The following is a 15,925-nucleotide window of genomic DNA, read 5'->3' on the forward strand; positions in this document are numbered from 1 at the left end:
CGAAATTGCCTCAAGTGTGAGAAATCCGCGTCAATCAAGGGTTCTTCGATCCCTCTAGGCTCTGAGGTCATGTCGCTTCTGAAAGAGAAAGATATTAAAAGTAAATTAACATACTCTTTGGTAATTTTCTTCTAAAGCTATGCGGGCCTTGGAATAAAAGAGTATTACAGATTTATTTCCTCCTGTTGCGTATTTGACAACATTGGGGGTGAGAAAACATGTTATCATTATATTTGATGTTTTTGTATTTACCTATCTCATATAGAGTAAATGCTTAAAGGTGCTTCGGTAAGCAAGATATATTGCTTGATATGGAAACCTTTGGTTGAGTGCAGAATTAAAGGAAAAAACTTTGCCAACTGGTTTTTCGCCAGCGTTCAGCGTGGTTGTGCCCTGTTATAATGAACAGGAAGTTCTACGGACTTTTCATCAGCGGTTATCTGCCGTTATGGAAGGTGTTGGCGCACCGTGGGAGGTTGTTTACGTCAACGATGGCTCGCGGGACCAAACGCTGGCGGATATGTATGCTTTGGCAGAGCAGGATGGGCGGGTAAGCGTTGTTAATCTCTCCCGCAATTTTGGTAAGGAAATAGCCTTAACAGCTGGGTTGGATCATGCACGGGGTACGCGCGGCATTATTGTGATTGATGCCGATTTGCAGGACCCGCCTGAAGTTATTGCAGATCTGATTGCCGCATGGACAGATGATGTTGATACCGTTTACGCCCGCCGCAATACGCGGGAAGGGGAGAGTATTCCCAAACGGCTGACAGCATGGATGTTCTACCGTGTGATGAAGCGGCTGGGCAATAAGGTGGTTATTCCGCCAGATACGGGTGATTTTCGGCTGATGAGCCGCAGGCTGGTAGATAACCTGCTGCTGCTGCGTGAACGCCATAGGTTCATGAAAGGGCTGTTCGCCTGGGTTGGCTTTCCATCCCGCGCCGTTTTGTATGATCGCGCCCCACGTTCTGCGGGAAAGAGCAGTTTTAATTACTGGTCTTTATGGAACTTTGCGCTAGAGGGCATTACTTCGTTTTCAGTGCTGCCGCTTCAGTTAAGCACATATATGGGGCTTGGTATTTCCATACTGGCCGTGTGCTACGGTATCTGGATTGTTGGGTGCACCCTGTTGTTTGGCAATCGCGTGGCAGGTTATCCCAGCCTTATGGCTGTTATCCTGTTTTTAGGCGGTATCCAGCTTATGACAGTCGGCCTGATAGGTGAATATGTCGGTCGTATTTTTAATGAAACCAAAAAACGCCCGCTATATTTGGTGGAAGCTTATCGCCCTGCGCAAGAAAAAGAGCACACGCCTGAAGCATAAAGCTGTGCCCTGCCTATTTTGAGGCTTGACGGACAAGGCTGCCCGCCGCATTGCTTCGTGCATGCGAGTAGCCGCCATTCTTTTGGCTGCCGGTACGGGCAGTCGTTATGCCGCCACCACGGGTTCTTCCATTCCCAAGCAGTATGTGCTGCTGGCTGGACAACCCGTAATCCGTCATGCAGCGCAAGCCTTATTGCCTCATGTCACCTTTATTCAGCCGGTCGGAGATCCTGCCTCCTTGAACGAGGCGTTGGAAGGGTTGAAGATTCTGCCGCCAGTCGCGGGGGGTGAAACCCGGCAGGCCAGCGTGCGGGCAGGGTTGGAAGCGCTGGACAAACTGCCAGAAGCCGAAAAGCCGGATATCGTGCTGGTGCATGATGGCGCCCGCCCATATGTAACCGCGCAGGTGATCGGCAATGTGGTTTCTGCGCTGGAGCAGCATCCCGGTGCTATTCCGGCGGTGCCGGTGGCGGATACCCTCAAGCGGGAAAAAGATGGTGTGATTGATGGCACCGTGCCGCGGGATCATCTTTATCGCGCCCAAACGCCACAGGGCTTTCGCTTTGGCCTGTTTTTAGATCTCCACCGTGGTGCGGCATCCATAAGTGCAACGGATGATGCCAAGCTGCTGGAAGATGCAGGGTTCAGCGTAGCACTGGTGGCTGGCGATGAAGACAATATCAAGCTGACATATGAGGGTGATCTGGTGCGTCTGGAACGACTGATCGGCCCCACGCTTCTGCCGCGCGTAGGGCTGGGTTACGATGTGCATGCGTTTGAGGAAGGGCGTCCGCTCATCCTGTGCGGCATTACAGTGCCACATACCAAAGGGCTGGCAGGGCATTCCGATGCCGATGTGGGCATTCATGCGCTGTGCGATGCCATTTACGGTGCGTTGGCTGAAGGTGATATTGGCCGCCACTTCCCGCCCAGCCAGAATGAGTGGAAAAACGCAGATAGCGCCCGCTTTCTGGTGCACGCAGGCCAGCGTATCCGTGAACGCGGCGGCATGCTGGTGAACGCTGATCTTACCCTGATTTGCGAACGCCCCAAAATTGGCCCGCATTCCGAAGCCATGCGCAAGCGTCTGGCAGATTTGCTGGAAGTGGATGTAGATCGGATTTCCGTGAAGGCCACAACATCCGAACGTCTGGGCTTTACCGGGCGTGAAGAAGGCATTGCCTGCACGGCCACGGTTTCTGTTCTGGTGCCATAAGCGGGCGCCATTACAGTTTCTTATGTTGCGTAAGGCGCAAGGTGGCTGTATTTCTGCCTAAATCATAGGCAAACGGAAATAACAGTGCATACGCAACCCACCCTGCGTCCCATTAATCTGGGCGGTATTGTTTTGGATACCCCCGTCATTCTGGCCCCCATGTCTGGCGTAACAGATCTGCCGTTCCGGCGTCTGGCACGTAAGTTGGGGGCTGGTCTTGTTGTTTCTGAAATGATCGCCTCTTGGGCGATGGTGCGTGAAAACGATACCACCCTGCGTATGGCGGAAGTGGCGGATGCTGGCGGCCCCAATGCCGTGCAGCTTGCCGGGTGCGACCCAGACGCCATGGCAGAGGCCGCACGTATTGCCGTAGGCCGTGGGGCAGATCTTATTGATATCAACTTTGGCTGCCCGGTTAAAAAAGTGGCCGTTGGCCAGATGGCCGGTTCTGCCCTTATGCGGGACGAAGGTGCTGCCGAGCGTTTGTTGGCGGCTGTGGTAAAGGCCGTGCCAGTGCCCGTTACTCTTAAAATGCGCATGGGGTGGGACCATGAGCATCTGAACGCACCGGAGCTAGCCCGGATTGCGCAGGATGTCGGTATCCGCATGATTACAGTGCATGGCCGCACGCGCCAGCAGTTTTACAACGGCACAGCCAACTGGGCCTTTGTGAAAAATGTAAAGGAAGCGGTAGATCTGCCCGTTATCGTGAATGGTGACATTCTTACCGTTGGAGATGCGCGGGAAGCCTTGGCCCAATCTGGTGCAGATGGGGTGATGATCGGGCGCGGCTGTTACGGGCGCCCGTGGTTTTTGGCGCAGGTGGCACACGCTTTGCGCACGGGGCAGGAAATACCAGATCCCGCATTGCCGGAAGAAAAAGCCATTGTGCTGGAGCATTATAATATGATGCTGGAGCACTTTGGCCAGCGCCCCGGCCTGCGGCTGGCACGTAAGCATGTGTCTTGGTATTCGGCTGGGCTGCATGGCTCGGCCTCATTCCGTGCCGCGTTTAACCGGATAGAAACGCCACAAGAAGCCATTGCCATGATTACTGATTTTTATGATCAGCAAATTGCGGCTGGTGCGGTGCGAGAACCACGGGTTTCCCGCCACGCTATGGCGCAACAGCAAGATCAGGTTCAGGCGGCGTGAAGCCAAAAGCAGCGCATGGGGTTGCTCAGCCCGATGCGGCGCTTGTTCTGGACAGTCTGCCCGTTCCGGTTTTGGAAATAGGGCCACAAAATACAATTCTTGCGGCCAATATGGCGGCGGAAGAGTTTTTTGGCATGTCTCGCCATCAGTTGCGGCACGGCGGCTTGGCAGAAGTGGTTGCTCAGGATCACCCGGTTTATCTGCTGCTTGAACATGTGCGCACCCGTGGCGGGAGTGTGACAGAGCATGAACTGCTGTTCAGTTCCCCGCGCTTTCATCATGAGGGTGTGAGTGTTCAGGCTGCCGATGTGCCAGATTATCCAGACATCATTCTGCTGACATTTCATGAGCCCGCCGCAGCCCGGATGTTGGACCAGCAGCTTGCGTATCGTTCTGCGGCACGCAGTGTTTCCGGGCTGGCCGCCATGTTGGCGCATGAAGTGCGTAACCCTTTGTCTGGCATTAAAGGGGCCGCACAGTTGTTAGAGCAGGCCGTAACGGAAGCGGACCGTGATCTGGCCACTCTGATTTGTGATGAAGTTGACCGGATTGATGCGCTGGTTGACCGCATGGGCATGTTTGGTGAAGCGCAACTCGATTTCCGGGCGCTCAATATTCATAGAATACTGGAGCATGTGCGCCTGCTGGCCAGCAATGGGTTTGCCAAAGGCATCAAGATTGTAGAGCGTTATGATCCCTCTTTGCCCCATGTGTGGGGGGATAGGGACAGGTTGGTGCAGGTGTTGCTCAATTTGGTAAAAAACGCGGCCGAGGCCATACGCAACACCGATAAAGAAGGGGAGATTACGTTGCTTACCAGCTATCGCCCCGGTATTCGGGTGGCTGTGCCCGGCACGGCGCAATGGCGGCATCTTCCATTGGTGGTTACTGTGCGGGATACGGGCCCAGGTATTTCCGAAACAGTGCGCCCGCATTTGTTCGAACCGTTTGTCTCAACAAAGATAAACGGGAGCGGGCTGGGGCTGGCCTTGGTTGGTAAGGTGATGGATGACCACGGCGGCGTTATCGAAGTGGAAAGCCGCCCCGGCTGCACAGAAATCAGCTTATTTCTGCCGATTGTCGATCATATGAGCCATTCGGGGTGATACGCCCCTTTGCTCAATAGTTCTGTTTTTCAGCTTTTATCTGGTTTGAGACGTCATGACACCGCTGCCCACTATTCTTGTTGCTGATGATGACCGTTCTATTCGTACTGTGCTGGGGCAGGCATTGGGTCGGGCTGGCTATCAGGTGCAAACCACGCCTTCCGTCAACACGCTCTGGCAATGGGTGCAAGAAGGTGAGGGCGATCTGGTAATTACAGATGTGATCATGCCAGATGGCAGCGGGCTGGATCTGGTAACGCGTATTCGCCAATTTCGGCCCGATCTACGCGTGATTGTCATGAGCGCACAATCAACCCTGACAACAGCCGTAAAAGCCACGCAGCGGGGTGCGTTTGAATATCTGGCCAAACCGTTTGATTTGAAGGAACTGCTGGCGGTTGTGGCAAGGGCGCTCACAACACCAGTGCAGGAAGCCGAAAAACCCGCAGCAGATCAACCACCAGAAGAACGCCTGCCTTTAATCGGGCAGTCTGTTGTTATGCAGGGGATCTATCGCAGCATTGCCCGCCTGACTACGTCTGACCTCACGGTCATGATTTCGGGGGAAAGCGGTACGGGTAAGGAGCTGGTCGCCCATGCGCTGCATGAATATGGTCGGCGCCGGAGCGGGCCTTTTGTGGCCGTTAATATGGCGGCTATCCCGCGCAAACAGATTGAAAGTGAACTGTTTGGATATGAGCGTGGGGGTACGCAAGGCCGTATGCCCGGGCGATTTGAACAGGCCACAGGCGGCACGCTGTTTTTAGATGAAATTGGAGACATGCCGCAGGAAGCGCAAACCCGTTTGCTGCGTGTCTTGCAGGAAGGTGAGTTTACCACGGTAGGGGGCACCACGCCCTTGCGTGCAGATGTGCGTATTATAGCCGCCACGCACAGAGATTTACGGCAGGCCATTCAGGCCGGTACTTTCCGTGAAGATCTCTATTACCGCCTGAATGTGGTGCCCTTGCGTTTGCCACCCTTGCGGGAAAGGCTGGAAGATATTCCGCTGCTGGCGCGGCATTTTCTCTCCCAGTGTCGGGATGAAGGTGGAACGTACAGAATACTGGACGAAAGTGCCATTACACGGCTTCAGGCTTGGCGCTGGCCGGGCAATGTGCGCGAACTGGAAAATCTCATCCGCCGTATTGTGGCCCTGTATTCTCAGGAAACCATTACAGGTGATGTGATTGATGCGGAACTGGCCGAGCCTTTGGCGCATGATCCGATTCCCAATAGTGTGATGGCAGCGGAGCCTTTGTCTGAATCTGTTTCCCGCCACATCGCACGTTATCTGGAGGCGGGGCGGGATGGTGTGCCGCTGCATGATCTGCACGCCCGAATTATTGCGGAAGTTGAACGGCCGCTTATTCAGATGACATTGGCCGAAACACGCGGCAACCAGATCAAGGCGGCGGCCATGCTGGGGCTAAACCGAAATACATTGCGTAAAAAAATTCGAGACCTTGAGATTCCTGTCGTTCGTGGCGTAGTCTGACGTTCAGGCATGAAGCAGTTTCTGTTCTCCCTCAGGCACCTTCTTTCTCGCACACGTCTGCATTGGCTTTTGCGTTCTCTAGAACGTAAAACCGTTGCCATTACACTTGCCGCATTGGCTTTGTGTTTGGGGTTTGCCACATTTGTGGTGCTTTCGGGCGGGATGTCCTTCGGGCATTATTCCCTGATTGAGCCTTTATTGCTGTTTCTAAACGGTATGGTGCTGGCCCTGCTTGTGGTGGCCTTGGCTATCCGTATTGGCCCTATGGTGCGTGAGCATCGGAAAGGGTTGGCAGGAGCGCGGCTGCATGTGCGGCTGGTTACACTGTTTGGTATTGTGGCAGTGGCCCCCACACTGGTTGTGGGCGCCTTTGCAACGCTATTTTTCCATTACGGAATTCAGATCTGGTTTTCAGACCGGGTTAACACAGCCCTGAACGAGGCCTTACAGGCTTCTCGCGGTTATCTGGTGGAGCACAACGCCAATATCCGCACAGATGCGTTCTCGATGGCCAATTACATCATGAGCGCCCAGAACGAACTGGCTGCCAGCGGTATGGATCTGTTTCAGGATCACGATGCCTTGGCGCAAATGCTGGACAGTCAGGCCACCATGCGCGGGCTGACAGAAGCCTTGGTGTATGACCCCATCACCAACAAAGTTGTGGCGGCTGGCGGGTTGATGAGCCGCACCGGATATTTGCAGGAACTGCCTCCCCCCGCAGCCACGGTTATGGCGCGCTCAAACGATGTGGCCATTCTGGATTCTCCAGATGAACGCACAGTGCGCGCAGTGGTGGAACTTTCCCAAACGCCAGCGCTTATGCTGGTGATTACCCGGCTGGTTGATCCAACCATTCTGGAGCACATGCACCGTACGGAAAAGGTGGTGTCGGATTACAAGCGGCTGAGTAACAACCGCGCCAAGATCCAGCTGACATTTGTCATGATCTTTGCGTTGGTGGCGTTGCTGGTGCTTGCGGCCGCAGCCTTGATCGGGCTGGCATTGGCAAACCAGATTGCCCGCCCGCTGGGTTTGCTGAGCGTAGCTGCACGCCGGGTGAGTGAGGGGGATTTGGGTGTTCATGTGCCTGAAAATGACAGGGATGATGAAGTCGCCAGCCTTTCCCGCGCCTTTAACCGCATGACAGAAGAACTGGCCAGTCAGCGTTCGGAATTGATGGCAGCATATGGCCAGATCAATGAGCGTCGACGGTTTACGGAGGCTGTGCTTTCTGGCGTTTCAGCCGGTGTGATCGGGCTGGATGTGAAGCAGAACATCGAACTGCCTAACCGCGCAGCCTGTGTTTTGCTGCAAACCGATCTGATGGATGCCATTGGTGAACCCTTGGCCCAACGTGTGCCAGAGTTTGCCGAGTTCTTGCAGGAAGCGCGCGCAACGCCAGATGCCGTGCTTACGCGCGAGATTCAGATAGGCCAGCAGGCCAGCCAGCGCACCTTGCTGGTGCGTTTGGGGGCAGAACTGCGCGGTACGATTACTGAAGGGTATGTGATGACATTTGATGACATTACGGCCCTGCAACAGGCGCAACGTAAAGCCGCATGGGCCGATGTGGCGCGGCGTATTGCGCATGAAATCAAGAATCCGCTCACGCCCATCCAGCTTGCTGCAGAACGGCTAAAGCGGCGTTTTCTAAAAGAAATTACTTCCGATCCCGATACATTTTCGCAATGTGCAGATACAATCGTGCGGCAGGTGGGGGATATCGGGCGTATGGTGGATGAGTTTTCGGCCTTTGCACGTATGCCGCAGCCTGTCATGAAAGATGAGGATATTTCGCGTATTGTGCGTGAGGTGCTGGTTCTGCAAAGAAACGCACACCCCGAAATTGCCTATCATCTGGATATTCCAGACAGAGGCCCCAAAGCACGATGTGATAGAAGATTGATAAGTCAGGCACTTATTAATCTTTTGCAGAATGCGGCGGATGCCATTGCCATGACGGCCAGACAAGGCGAAGCTACAGATCAGGCACCTGCGAGCAAGGGTGAAGTATCGGTTCGGATTATAGAAGGGGCAGAAGATATCGCCATAGAAGTGGCAGATAACGGAGTTGGACTTCCATCGGATGACAGAAACCGTCTGACGGAACCTTATGTGACGCACAAAGCCAAGGGTACTGGTTTAGGTTTGGCTATTGTGAAAAAGATCATGGAAGATCATGGTGGAACAGTGCGTCTGGAAGACAAAGCGGGAGAAAGAGGAACTGTGGCTACTCTGATTTTGTCGGTGAAAGACAACCATGGCGCATGAAATCCTGATTGTTGATGATGAACCCGATATCAGAATGCTGATTGAAGGCATTCTGAGTGATGAAGGTTATGATACGCGTGTAGCTGCCAGTGCTGATACGGCATTGGCTGCTTTTAGGGCGCGCAGGCCATCACTGGTTATTCTGGATGTCTGGCTACAGGGTTCGGATATGGATGGCTTGGCTATCCTGCAAGCCATGAAGGCCGAGGAACCCTCGGTTCCGGTTGTCATGATTTCTGGCCATGGCACAATTGAAACAGCCGTGGCAGCGCTCCAGCATGGTGCTTACGATTTTATAGAAAAGCCATTTCAGGCAGACCGTCTGCTGGTTATTGTGCGGCGTGCGCTGGAGGCCTCGCGGCTGGCGCGTGAGAACGAAGAGCTGCGCATAAAGGCCGGGCAGGATACGGAGCTGTATGGAAACAGCGCCCAGATTGCCGCTGTGAGAAACCAGATAGAAAAAGTGGCGCCCACAGGTTCCCGCGTGTTGATTAGCGGAGGGCCGGGGTCTGGCAAGGAAGTGGCCGCCCGTATGATTCATGCCCGCTCCAAGCGGGAAGATGGCCCTTTTGTAGCGCTTAACTGCGCCACTCTTGCACCGGGACGGTTTGAGGAAGAACTGTTCGGGCTTGAAGGTGGCACGGAAGGCGTGGGGCGCCGCACCGGGGTGCTGGAGCGTGCGCATGGTGGCACGCTGTTGCTGGATGAAGTGGCAGACATGCCGCTGGAAACGCAGGGCAAGATTGTAAGAGCCTTGCAGGATCAGACATTTGAACGTCTGGGTGGTGATGCCCGCGTTAAAGTGGATGTGCGCGTATTGGCAACCACCAACCGTGATTTGCAAGCCGAAATTATGGCGGGGCGTTTCCGGGAAGATCTGTATTACAGGCTGGCTGTTGTGCCGCTGCGTATGCCTGCGCTGCGGGAAAGGCGGGATGATATTCCCGGTCTTGCGGCAATGTTTTTACGCCGGGCTGCAGAAATGGCTGGTTTGCCCACGCGTGAACTCTCGCCCGATGCTGTTGCGGCCCTTCAGGCCTATGATTGGCCAGGCAATGTGCGTGAACTGCGCAACCTGATGGAACGCGTGCTGATTATGCAGCCCGGTAGCAGCCAGGAACCCATTCGGGCAGATATGCTGCCCTCTACTGTGGGCGAAAGTGCGCCCGCATTGCTGAAGTTTGATGCTTCAACAGATGTTATGGCCTTGCCTTTGCGAGAAGCCCGCGATCTGTTTGAAACCCAGTATCTGCAAGCCCAGCTTTTGCGCTTTGGTGGAAATATCAGCCGCACGGCGCTGTTTGTGGGTATGGAGCGCAGCGCTTTGCATCGCAAACTTAAGCAGCTTGGTGTAACATCTGAGGAACGAGGCGCGGGCTGACATGTTTCAAGGTTGCAGGCTTTAGGCAGGCAGTCCGGCTAAAATATAATAATGAGAACGGAATAGGGCCTCCACTGTGGAAAAAGAGAGTGCATATAACGTGCAGGATGCGTTCCTGAACCAGATCCGGCGCTCACGCGCGGCTGTTACTGTGTTTTTGGTGAACGGCGTTAAGTTACAGGGATTTATTACATGGTTTGATGATGAGGTTGTTCTTTTACGGCGTGATGAACAAACCCAGCTTATCTACAAGCATGCCATCAGCACGGTAATGCCCAGCATTCCTGTCAATATTTCCGATTCCAACACTGCCGATGCGCAGGCAGACAGGGACCTTTCTCTTGGCGACGAGTTTCTCTGAAAAGAAAAAGAAAGTAGCAACCCGCGCGGCAGTTATTCTGCCGTGGGAGCGTTCTGCCCACGGGCAGGATGTGCGGGCCGCAGAAGCACGGTTGGAAGAAGCCGTGGGGCTTACAGCCTCAATCGGGCTGGTTATTGTGCGCAAAGATGTATTGCTTCTGCGCAGCAGGCGTTCCGCCACCCTGTTAGGCAAAGGGCAGGTAGATTCCCTGCGTATTGCCGTTAAGGCAGATCAGGTTGATGTGGTGGTGGTGGATGCAAAGCTAAGCCCCGCACAGCAGCGTAATCTGGAAACAGAATGCGGTTGTAAGGTTATAGATCGTACCGGCCTTATTCTGGATATTTTTGGTGCCCGTGCCGCCACAAAGGAAGGCACCTTGCAGGTTGAACTTGCGCATCTGGAATATCAGCGTTCCCGTCTTGTGCGGTTGTGGACTCATCTTGAACGCCAGCGCGGTGGCTTTGGCTTTCTTGGCGGCCCCGGTGAAACCCAGATTGAAGCTGACCGGCGTATGATCGGTGATCGTATCGTGCGGCTTAAAAAAGATCTGGAGCAGGTGCGGCGCACACGTGGCTTGCACCGGCAGGCGCGTAAACGCGTACCTTTTCCGGTGGTGGCTTTGGTGGGCTATACCAACACCGGTAAATCCACACTGTTCAATGCACTGACCGGTGCCACCGTATATGCGCAGGATCAGCTTTTTGCGACGCTGGATCCAACCATGCGCGCGATTGATCTGCCCTCTGGCCGCAGAGTTATTCTGTCTGACACGGTAGGATTTATCAGTGATCTGCCAACGGAGCTGATTGCGGCCTTCCGTGCCACGTTGGAAGAAGTGGCAGAGGCAGACATTATCCTGCATGTGCGCGATGTGGCGCATCCAGATAGCGCATCCCAGAAAAAAGATGTGCTTGGCGTGCTGGAAGGCATGGCAAAGGATGACATGCTGGAGCAGGATTGGCCGGAACGCATGATTGAAGTGCTGAACAAGGTTGATCTGCTGGGCGGCCCAGAAGCCATTCCGCAAACAGAAGATACCATTGCCATTTCCGCCATTACGGGGGATGGGCTGGAAACACTTCTGGCGCGTATTGATGCGCGTATTACAGAAGGTATGGAAACGGTGCGTTACCGTTTACCATTGGCAGACGGAGCTGCCTCGGCCTGGCTTTACCAGCACGGTGAAGTGGTTGCGCGGGAAGACAAGGATGAACAGACAGACATTACTGTTCGTCTTTCAACAGAAGATCGTGCGCGGTTTGAGCGCCAGTTTTCCCACATCCAACCGATGATTGCTTAAAAAAGGAAAGTTCTGACATCAGGGTTTTGAGAATATCTATCCTGATGTCAGATTCCTTATTCAGTCAAAATCTGTAGGCAGTTCCGGATTTGCATGATGTGCAAAAAGCCGGGTTATTTCGTGCGGTGTAATCCGCCCGGTTGAAATATCCTGCGGGATATTATCCTGCGCAAAAAAGCCGACCTCGCTTGTTTCAATACTTGTGGTTGGCGTGCCGCCTGTTATTTCACCCAGAAAAAAGAGCTTGGTTACAGAAAAAGGTTCTGGTGGCATATGCCCTTGGCGGGCCCGATCCAGCGCCATGGCCAATTTGGTAATCCGCACTGTATAGCCGGTTTCTTCCCACACTTCTTTGGCCGCACATTCAGATGCTGTCAGGTTCACATCAGTCCAGCCGCCGGGTACGGTCCAGCGGTTGCTGTCCAGCACTTCGCGCACCATAAGCAGGCGGTTTTGCGCATCAAAAACACCAACACGCACTTCCAGTTTGGGTGTGGCGTAACCGGATTGCTGGCCAAACAGGTTTTCTATTTTCTGCACATCAACATTGCTGCCTTCGGCCATCATCTGCGCAGCCAGATTACGCAGCATTTCATAGCGTTCTTTATCGAACGGGTCTTGCACGTAGGTAAGCCCTGTCTGGGCAATGGCCTGAATTTCTCTGGCCCATACCAGCCAAACAGGTTCCGACATTTTATAGTCCTTCTATAACCAGGTTTCATAAAAAACGGGAAGGCACTGGGCCTTCCCGTTTTGTGTAACACACTCTGCCAAGGCAGAAATTACATGGCGGCTTCTGTCTGTGCTGCGGTTTTACCGTTAATCAGCAGGCCATCACCATTGGCGGAGATATTCACTGTTTCTCCATCAAGGATATTACCTTCCAGAAGCTGCTCTGCCAGCGGGTTCTGCAGCGTGCGCTGAATAACCCTTTTAAGCGGGCGTGCACCATAAATGGGGTCATACCCTTCATTCGCCAGCCAAGCTTCGGCCAGCTTATCCAGATGCAGGGTGATCTTGCGATCTTCCAGCAGCTTTTGCAGGCGTGCAATCTGGATATCCACAATCTTGGTCATGTCCGCTTTCTGCAACCGCGAGAACAGGATGATTTCATCCAGACGGTTCAGGAATTCAGGACGGAAGTGCTCACGCACAACCTTCATCACCTGCGCCTGCACCATATCGGGAGATTCACCATCCGGCAGGTTGGCCAGATATTCAGAACCCAGGTTACTGGTGAGAATGATAAGAGTGTTGCGGAAGTCCACCGTGCGGCCCTGACCATCGGTCAGGCGGCCATCATCCAGAACCTGAAGTAGAATGTTGAACACATCTTCATGTGCTTTTTCCACTTCATCAAACAGGATGACCTGATAGGGGCGACGGCGCACAGCTTCTGTCAGCACACCCCCTTCTTCATACCCCACATAACCCGGAGGGGCACCAATCAGGCGGGCCACTGCGTGCTTTTCCATGAACTCACTCATGTCGATACGCAGCAAGGCTTTATCATCATCAAACAGGAAGCGGGCCAGCGCTTTGGTCAGCTCTGTTTTACCAACACCCGTCGGGCCGAGGAACAGGAAGGAACCAATCGGGCGGTTAGGGTCCTGCAAGCCTGCACGGGCACGGCGCACAGCGTTGGAAACAGCTTTAAGAGCCTGTTCCTGACCAACCACGGATTTACGCAGTTCGTCTTCCATCCGCAGCAGCTTGGCGCGTTCACCTTCCAGCATCCGGTCAACCGGCACACCTGTCCAGCGGGACACAACAGAAGCAACACCCTGATCTGTAACAGCTTCGGAAACCAGATCATCCTTTTTGGCGGTTTCTTCTTCTGTTTTCTGGGCTTCTGCAATCTGAGCCTGCAGGTTGGGGATAACACCATACATCAGTTCAGATGCACGCCCCAGATCACCCTTGCGCTGTGCCACTTCCACATCGGAACGCGCCTGATCAAGCTGTTCCTGTAGTTTCTGAATGGTGTTCACGCGGTTTTTTTCTGCGTGCCATGCAGCGCTAAGCGTGTTGGACTTTTCTTCCAGATCAGCCAGTTCAGCTTCTACGGCTTCCAGACGATCCTTACTGGCGGTATCGTCTTCTTTGCGCAGGGCTTCACGTTCGATCTTCAGCTGAATGATGCGGCGGTCCAGCTCGTCCAGCTCTTCTGGCTTGCTGTCAATCTGCATACGCAGGCGGCTTGCGGCCTCATCAATCAGGTCAATCGCTTTATCCGGCAGGAAGCGATCCGTGATGTAGCGGTTGGAAAGCGTTGCCGCTGCCACCAGCGCACCATCGGTAATACGCACACCGTGATGGAGTTCGTATTTTTCCTTAATACCGCGCAGAATAGAGATTGTATCTGCCACAGAAGGCTCACCCACAAATACCGGCTGGAAGCGGCGGGCAAGGGCTGCGTCTTTTTCAATATACTTGCGGTATTCATCCAGCGTGGTGGCGCCAATGCAGTGCAGTGTGCCGCGGGCCAGTTCCGGCTTGATGAGGTTGGAAGCATCCATTGCACCATCGGTACGGCCAGCGCCAACCAGTGTGTGCATTTCATCAATAAACAGGATGATCTGGCCTTCAGCGGATTCAATTTCTTTCAGAACAGCTTTCAGGCGTTCTTCAAATTCACCGCGATATTTGGCCCCGGCAACCAGCGCGCCCATATCTAGGGAAAGCAGCTTTTTGTTTTTCAGCGCCTCAGGCACATCACCATTCACAATGCGCTGGGCCAAGCCTTCCACAATAGCGGTTTTACCTACACCGGGTTCACCAATCAGAACCGGGTTGTTCTTGCTGCGGCGGGCCAGAACCTGAATGGCACGGCGGATTTCTTCATCACGCCCAATAACGGGGTCCAGCTTGCCTTTAAGGGCAACTTCCGTGACATCACGGGCATATTTTTTAAGCGCATCAAAATTGGCTTCAGCGTTTTCGCTGGTCACTGTGCGTCCTTTACGAATGGTCGTAATAGCTTTTTCAAGTGCATCAACCGAGGCACCGTTTTCTTTTAGCGCGCGGCCTGCTGGCGTGTCAGATGCAGCAATGGCCACAAGCAGCCGATCCTGCGCAACAAAGCTGTCCCCAGCTTTCTGGGCGGTTTGTTCTGCATTATCCAGAATACGCACCAGTTCCGGTGTTGCTGCGGGTTGGCCTGCGCCGCTGCCCTGAACTTTTGGCAGTTTTGCCAAGGCTTGCTCGGTTGCGGCTTTTACGGCTTCCGGGTTGCCACCAGCACTGCGAATAAGTGAGGAAGCTGCACCTTCATTATCATCCAGCATGGCCTTGAGCAGATGCTCTGGCGTAAGCTGCTGGTTAAAATCACGTAAAGCTATTGTTTGCGCAGCCTGCAAAAAGCCGCGTGAACGATCTGTAAATTTTGCAATATCCATTATAATCCCTCTTGTCCCTTTTACATCAGGCGACTGAAGGCCCTGCTGGCATCCCATGCAGGCAATGTCAGCGTGGTCTCATTCTTCACAAATTGAGATTGGAATGTTGAGAGAGACAATCAAGGGGGTGTGATGCGTTTTCGTGCATGGGTGGTAGATGGTGCGGGCAGAACACCCTTGAAACGGCAGGGTTTCCAATAAAAAAGGCAGCACCCGTTAAGGTGCTGCCTTTTGTGTTTTCCCGATAAGGAAAAACTTATGCCGCGTTCAGCTGGGCTTCAGCGAATTCATAATTCGCCAGCTTGTCCAGGAAGTTGGTGACGTAGTCCGGACGACGGTTGCGGAAGTCCAGGTAGTAGGAATGTTCCCACACGTCCACGGTCAGCAGGGCCTTGCCCTGGCCTTCGGCCAGCGGGTTGGTGCCGTTAGGGGTTTTGGTGATGGCCAGCTTGCCATCCTTACCCAGAACCAGCCATGCCCAGCCAGAACCAAACTGAGAAACAGCAGCCTTGCGGAATTCTTCCTTGAAGGTGTCAATGCTGCCGAAATCGCTGGCAATTTTTGCAGCCAGCTTTTCTGGCATTACACCGCCATTGGGGGAGAGGCAGTTCCAGAAGAAGGAGTGGTTCCAATGCTGGCCGGCATTGTTGAACAGGCCCGTAAGGTCTGCTTTGCCGTGAGCTGCCAGAATGATTTCTTCCAAAGACTTACCCTGAAATTCGGGCTTGTCTTCCAGCAGCTTGTTCAGGGTGTTGACGTAGGCCAGATGATGCTTGCCATGATGGTATTCAAGCGTTTCCGGGCACATGCCACGTGGGGCCAGTGCGGTGGGAGCAAAGGGGAGGGCAGGCAGTTCAAAAGCCATTTTAATACTCCGTATTCTAAAGGCGGGGCGTGTGAGGGAACACA

12 protein-coding genes are annotated in these 15,925 nt (G+C 53.8%); 9 read left to right on the forward strand and 3 right to left on the reverse strand.

What is annotated here, in order from left to right; all coding sequences use genetic code 11:
- The first annotated feature begins 352 nt into the window (after positions 1 to 352).
- From QQM41_RS10390 to hflX, 9 genes are all read left to right on the forward strand, one after another.
- The gene (locus tag QQM41_RS10390) at positions 353 to 1,327 is read left to right on the forward strand and encodes a glycosyltransferase family 2 protein (RefSeq protein ID WP_339077088.1); all 975 of its coding nucleotides are present in this window, start codon (positions 353 to 355) and stop codon (positions 1,325 to 1,327) included.
- A 61-nt stretch (positions 1,328 to 1,388) separates the two neighbouring features.
- Positions 1,389 to 2,543: a 2-C-methyl-D-erythritol 2,4-cyclodiphosphate synthase gene (ispF, locus tag QQM41_RS10395; RefSeq protein ID WP_339078104.1), complete on the forward strand. Its 1,155-nt coding sequence runs from the start codon at positions 1,389 to 1,391 to the stop codon at positions 2,541 to 2,543.
- Between the two features lie 84 nt (positions 2,544 to 2,627).
- Positions 2,628 to 3,698: a tRNA dihydrouridine synthase DusB gene (gene dusB, locus QQM41_RS10400; protein WP_339077089.1), complete on the forward strand. Its 1,071-nt coding sequence runs from the start codon at positions 2,628 to 2,630 to the stop codon at positions 3,696 to 3,698.
- Positions 3,695 to 4,804, forward strand: coding sequence for a nitrogen regulation protein NR(II) (locus QQM41_RS10405; RefSeq protein ID WP_339077090.1), 1,110 nt, complete (start codon positions 3,695 to 3,697; stop codon positions 4,802 to 4,804). The genes dusB and QQM41_RS10405 overlap by 4 nt, the downstream gene beginning before the upstream one ends.
- A 55-nt stretch (positions 4,805 to 4,859) precedes the next feature.
- Positions 4,860 to 6,302 (forward strand): nitrogen regulation protein NR(I), encoded by a 1,443-nt coding sequence (ntrC, locus tag QQM41_RS10410; RefSeq protein ID WP_003624017.1) that lies wholly within the window; start codon positions 4,860 to 4,862, stop codon positions 6,300 to 6,302.
- Positions 6,303 to 6,311: 9 nt separating this feature from the next.
- The gene (locus tag QQM41_RS10415) at positions 6,312 to 8,576 is read left to right on the forward strand and encodes a PAS domain-containing sensor histidine kinase (RefSeq protein ID WP_128105630.1); all 2,265 of its coding nucleotides are present in this window, start codon (positions 6,312 to 6,314) and stop codon (positions 8,574 to 8,576) included.
- Positions 8,566 to 9,957 (forward strand): sigma-54 dependent transcriptional regulator, encoded by a 1,392-nt coding sequence (locus QQM41_RS10420; protein WP_050820144.1) that lies wholly within the window; start codon positions 8,566 to 8,568, stop codon positions 9,955 to 9,957. Before QQM41_RS10415 ends, QQM41_RS10420 begins: the two co-directional genes overlap by 11 nt.
- Positions 9,958 to 10,033: 76 nt before the next feature.
- Positions 10,034 to 10,318 carry an RNA chaperone Hfq gene (hfq, locus tag QQM41_RS10425; protein ID WP_003624011.1) on the forward strand — a complete coding sequence of 95 codons (285 nt, stop codon included), beginning with the start codon at positions 10,034 to 10,036 and terminating at the stop codon, positions 10,316 to 10,318.
- The gene (hflX, locus tag QQM41_RS10430; RefSeq protein ID WP_339077091.1) at positions 10,272 to 11,618 is read left to right on the forward strand and encodes a GTPase HflX; all 1,347 of its coding nucleotides are present in this window, start codon (positions 10,272 to 10,274) and stop codon (positions 11,616 to 11,618) included. Before hfq ends, hflX begins: the two co-directional genes overlap by 47 nt.
- Positions 11,619 to 11,678: 60 nt before the next feature.
- Here the strand turns inward: hflX and QQM41_RS10435 are convergent, their stop codons facing one another.
- From QQM41_RS10435 to QQM41_RS10445, 3 genes are all read right to left on the reverse strand, one after another.
- Positions 11,679 to 12,311, reverse strand: a complete 633-nt coding sequence (locus tag QQM41_RS10435; protein WP_088364928.1) for an NUDIX hydrolase — start codon at positions 12,309 to 12,311, stop codon at positions 11,679 to 11,681.
- Positions 12,312 to 12,400: 89 nt separating this feature from the next.
- Positions 12,401 to 15,016, reverse strand: coding sequence for an ATP-dependent chaperone ClpB (gene clpB / locus QQM41_RS10440; protein ID WP_050820141.1), 2,616 nt, complete (start codon positions 15,014 to 15,016; stop codon positions 12,401 to 12,403).
- 256 nt (positions 15,017 to 15,272) lie between these two features.
- A complete protein-coding gene (locus QQM41_RS10445; RefSeq protein ID WP_003629595.1) occupies positions 15,273 to 15,881 on the reverse strand; it encodes a superoxide dismutase in 609 nt (202 codons plus the stop codon).
- Positions 15,882 to 15,925: the final 44 nt, after the last annotated feature.

Source organism: Acetobacter sp. AC2005 (assembly GCF_037901235.1).
Lineage (GTDB): Bacteria > Pseudomonadota > Alphaproteobacteria > Acetobacterales > Acetobacteraceae > Acetobacter > Acetobacter oryzoeni.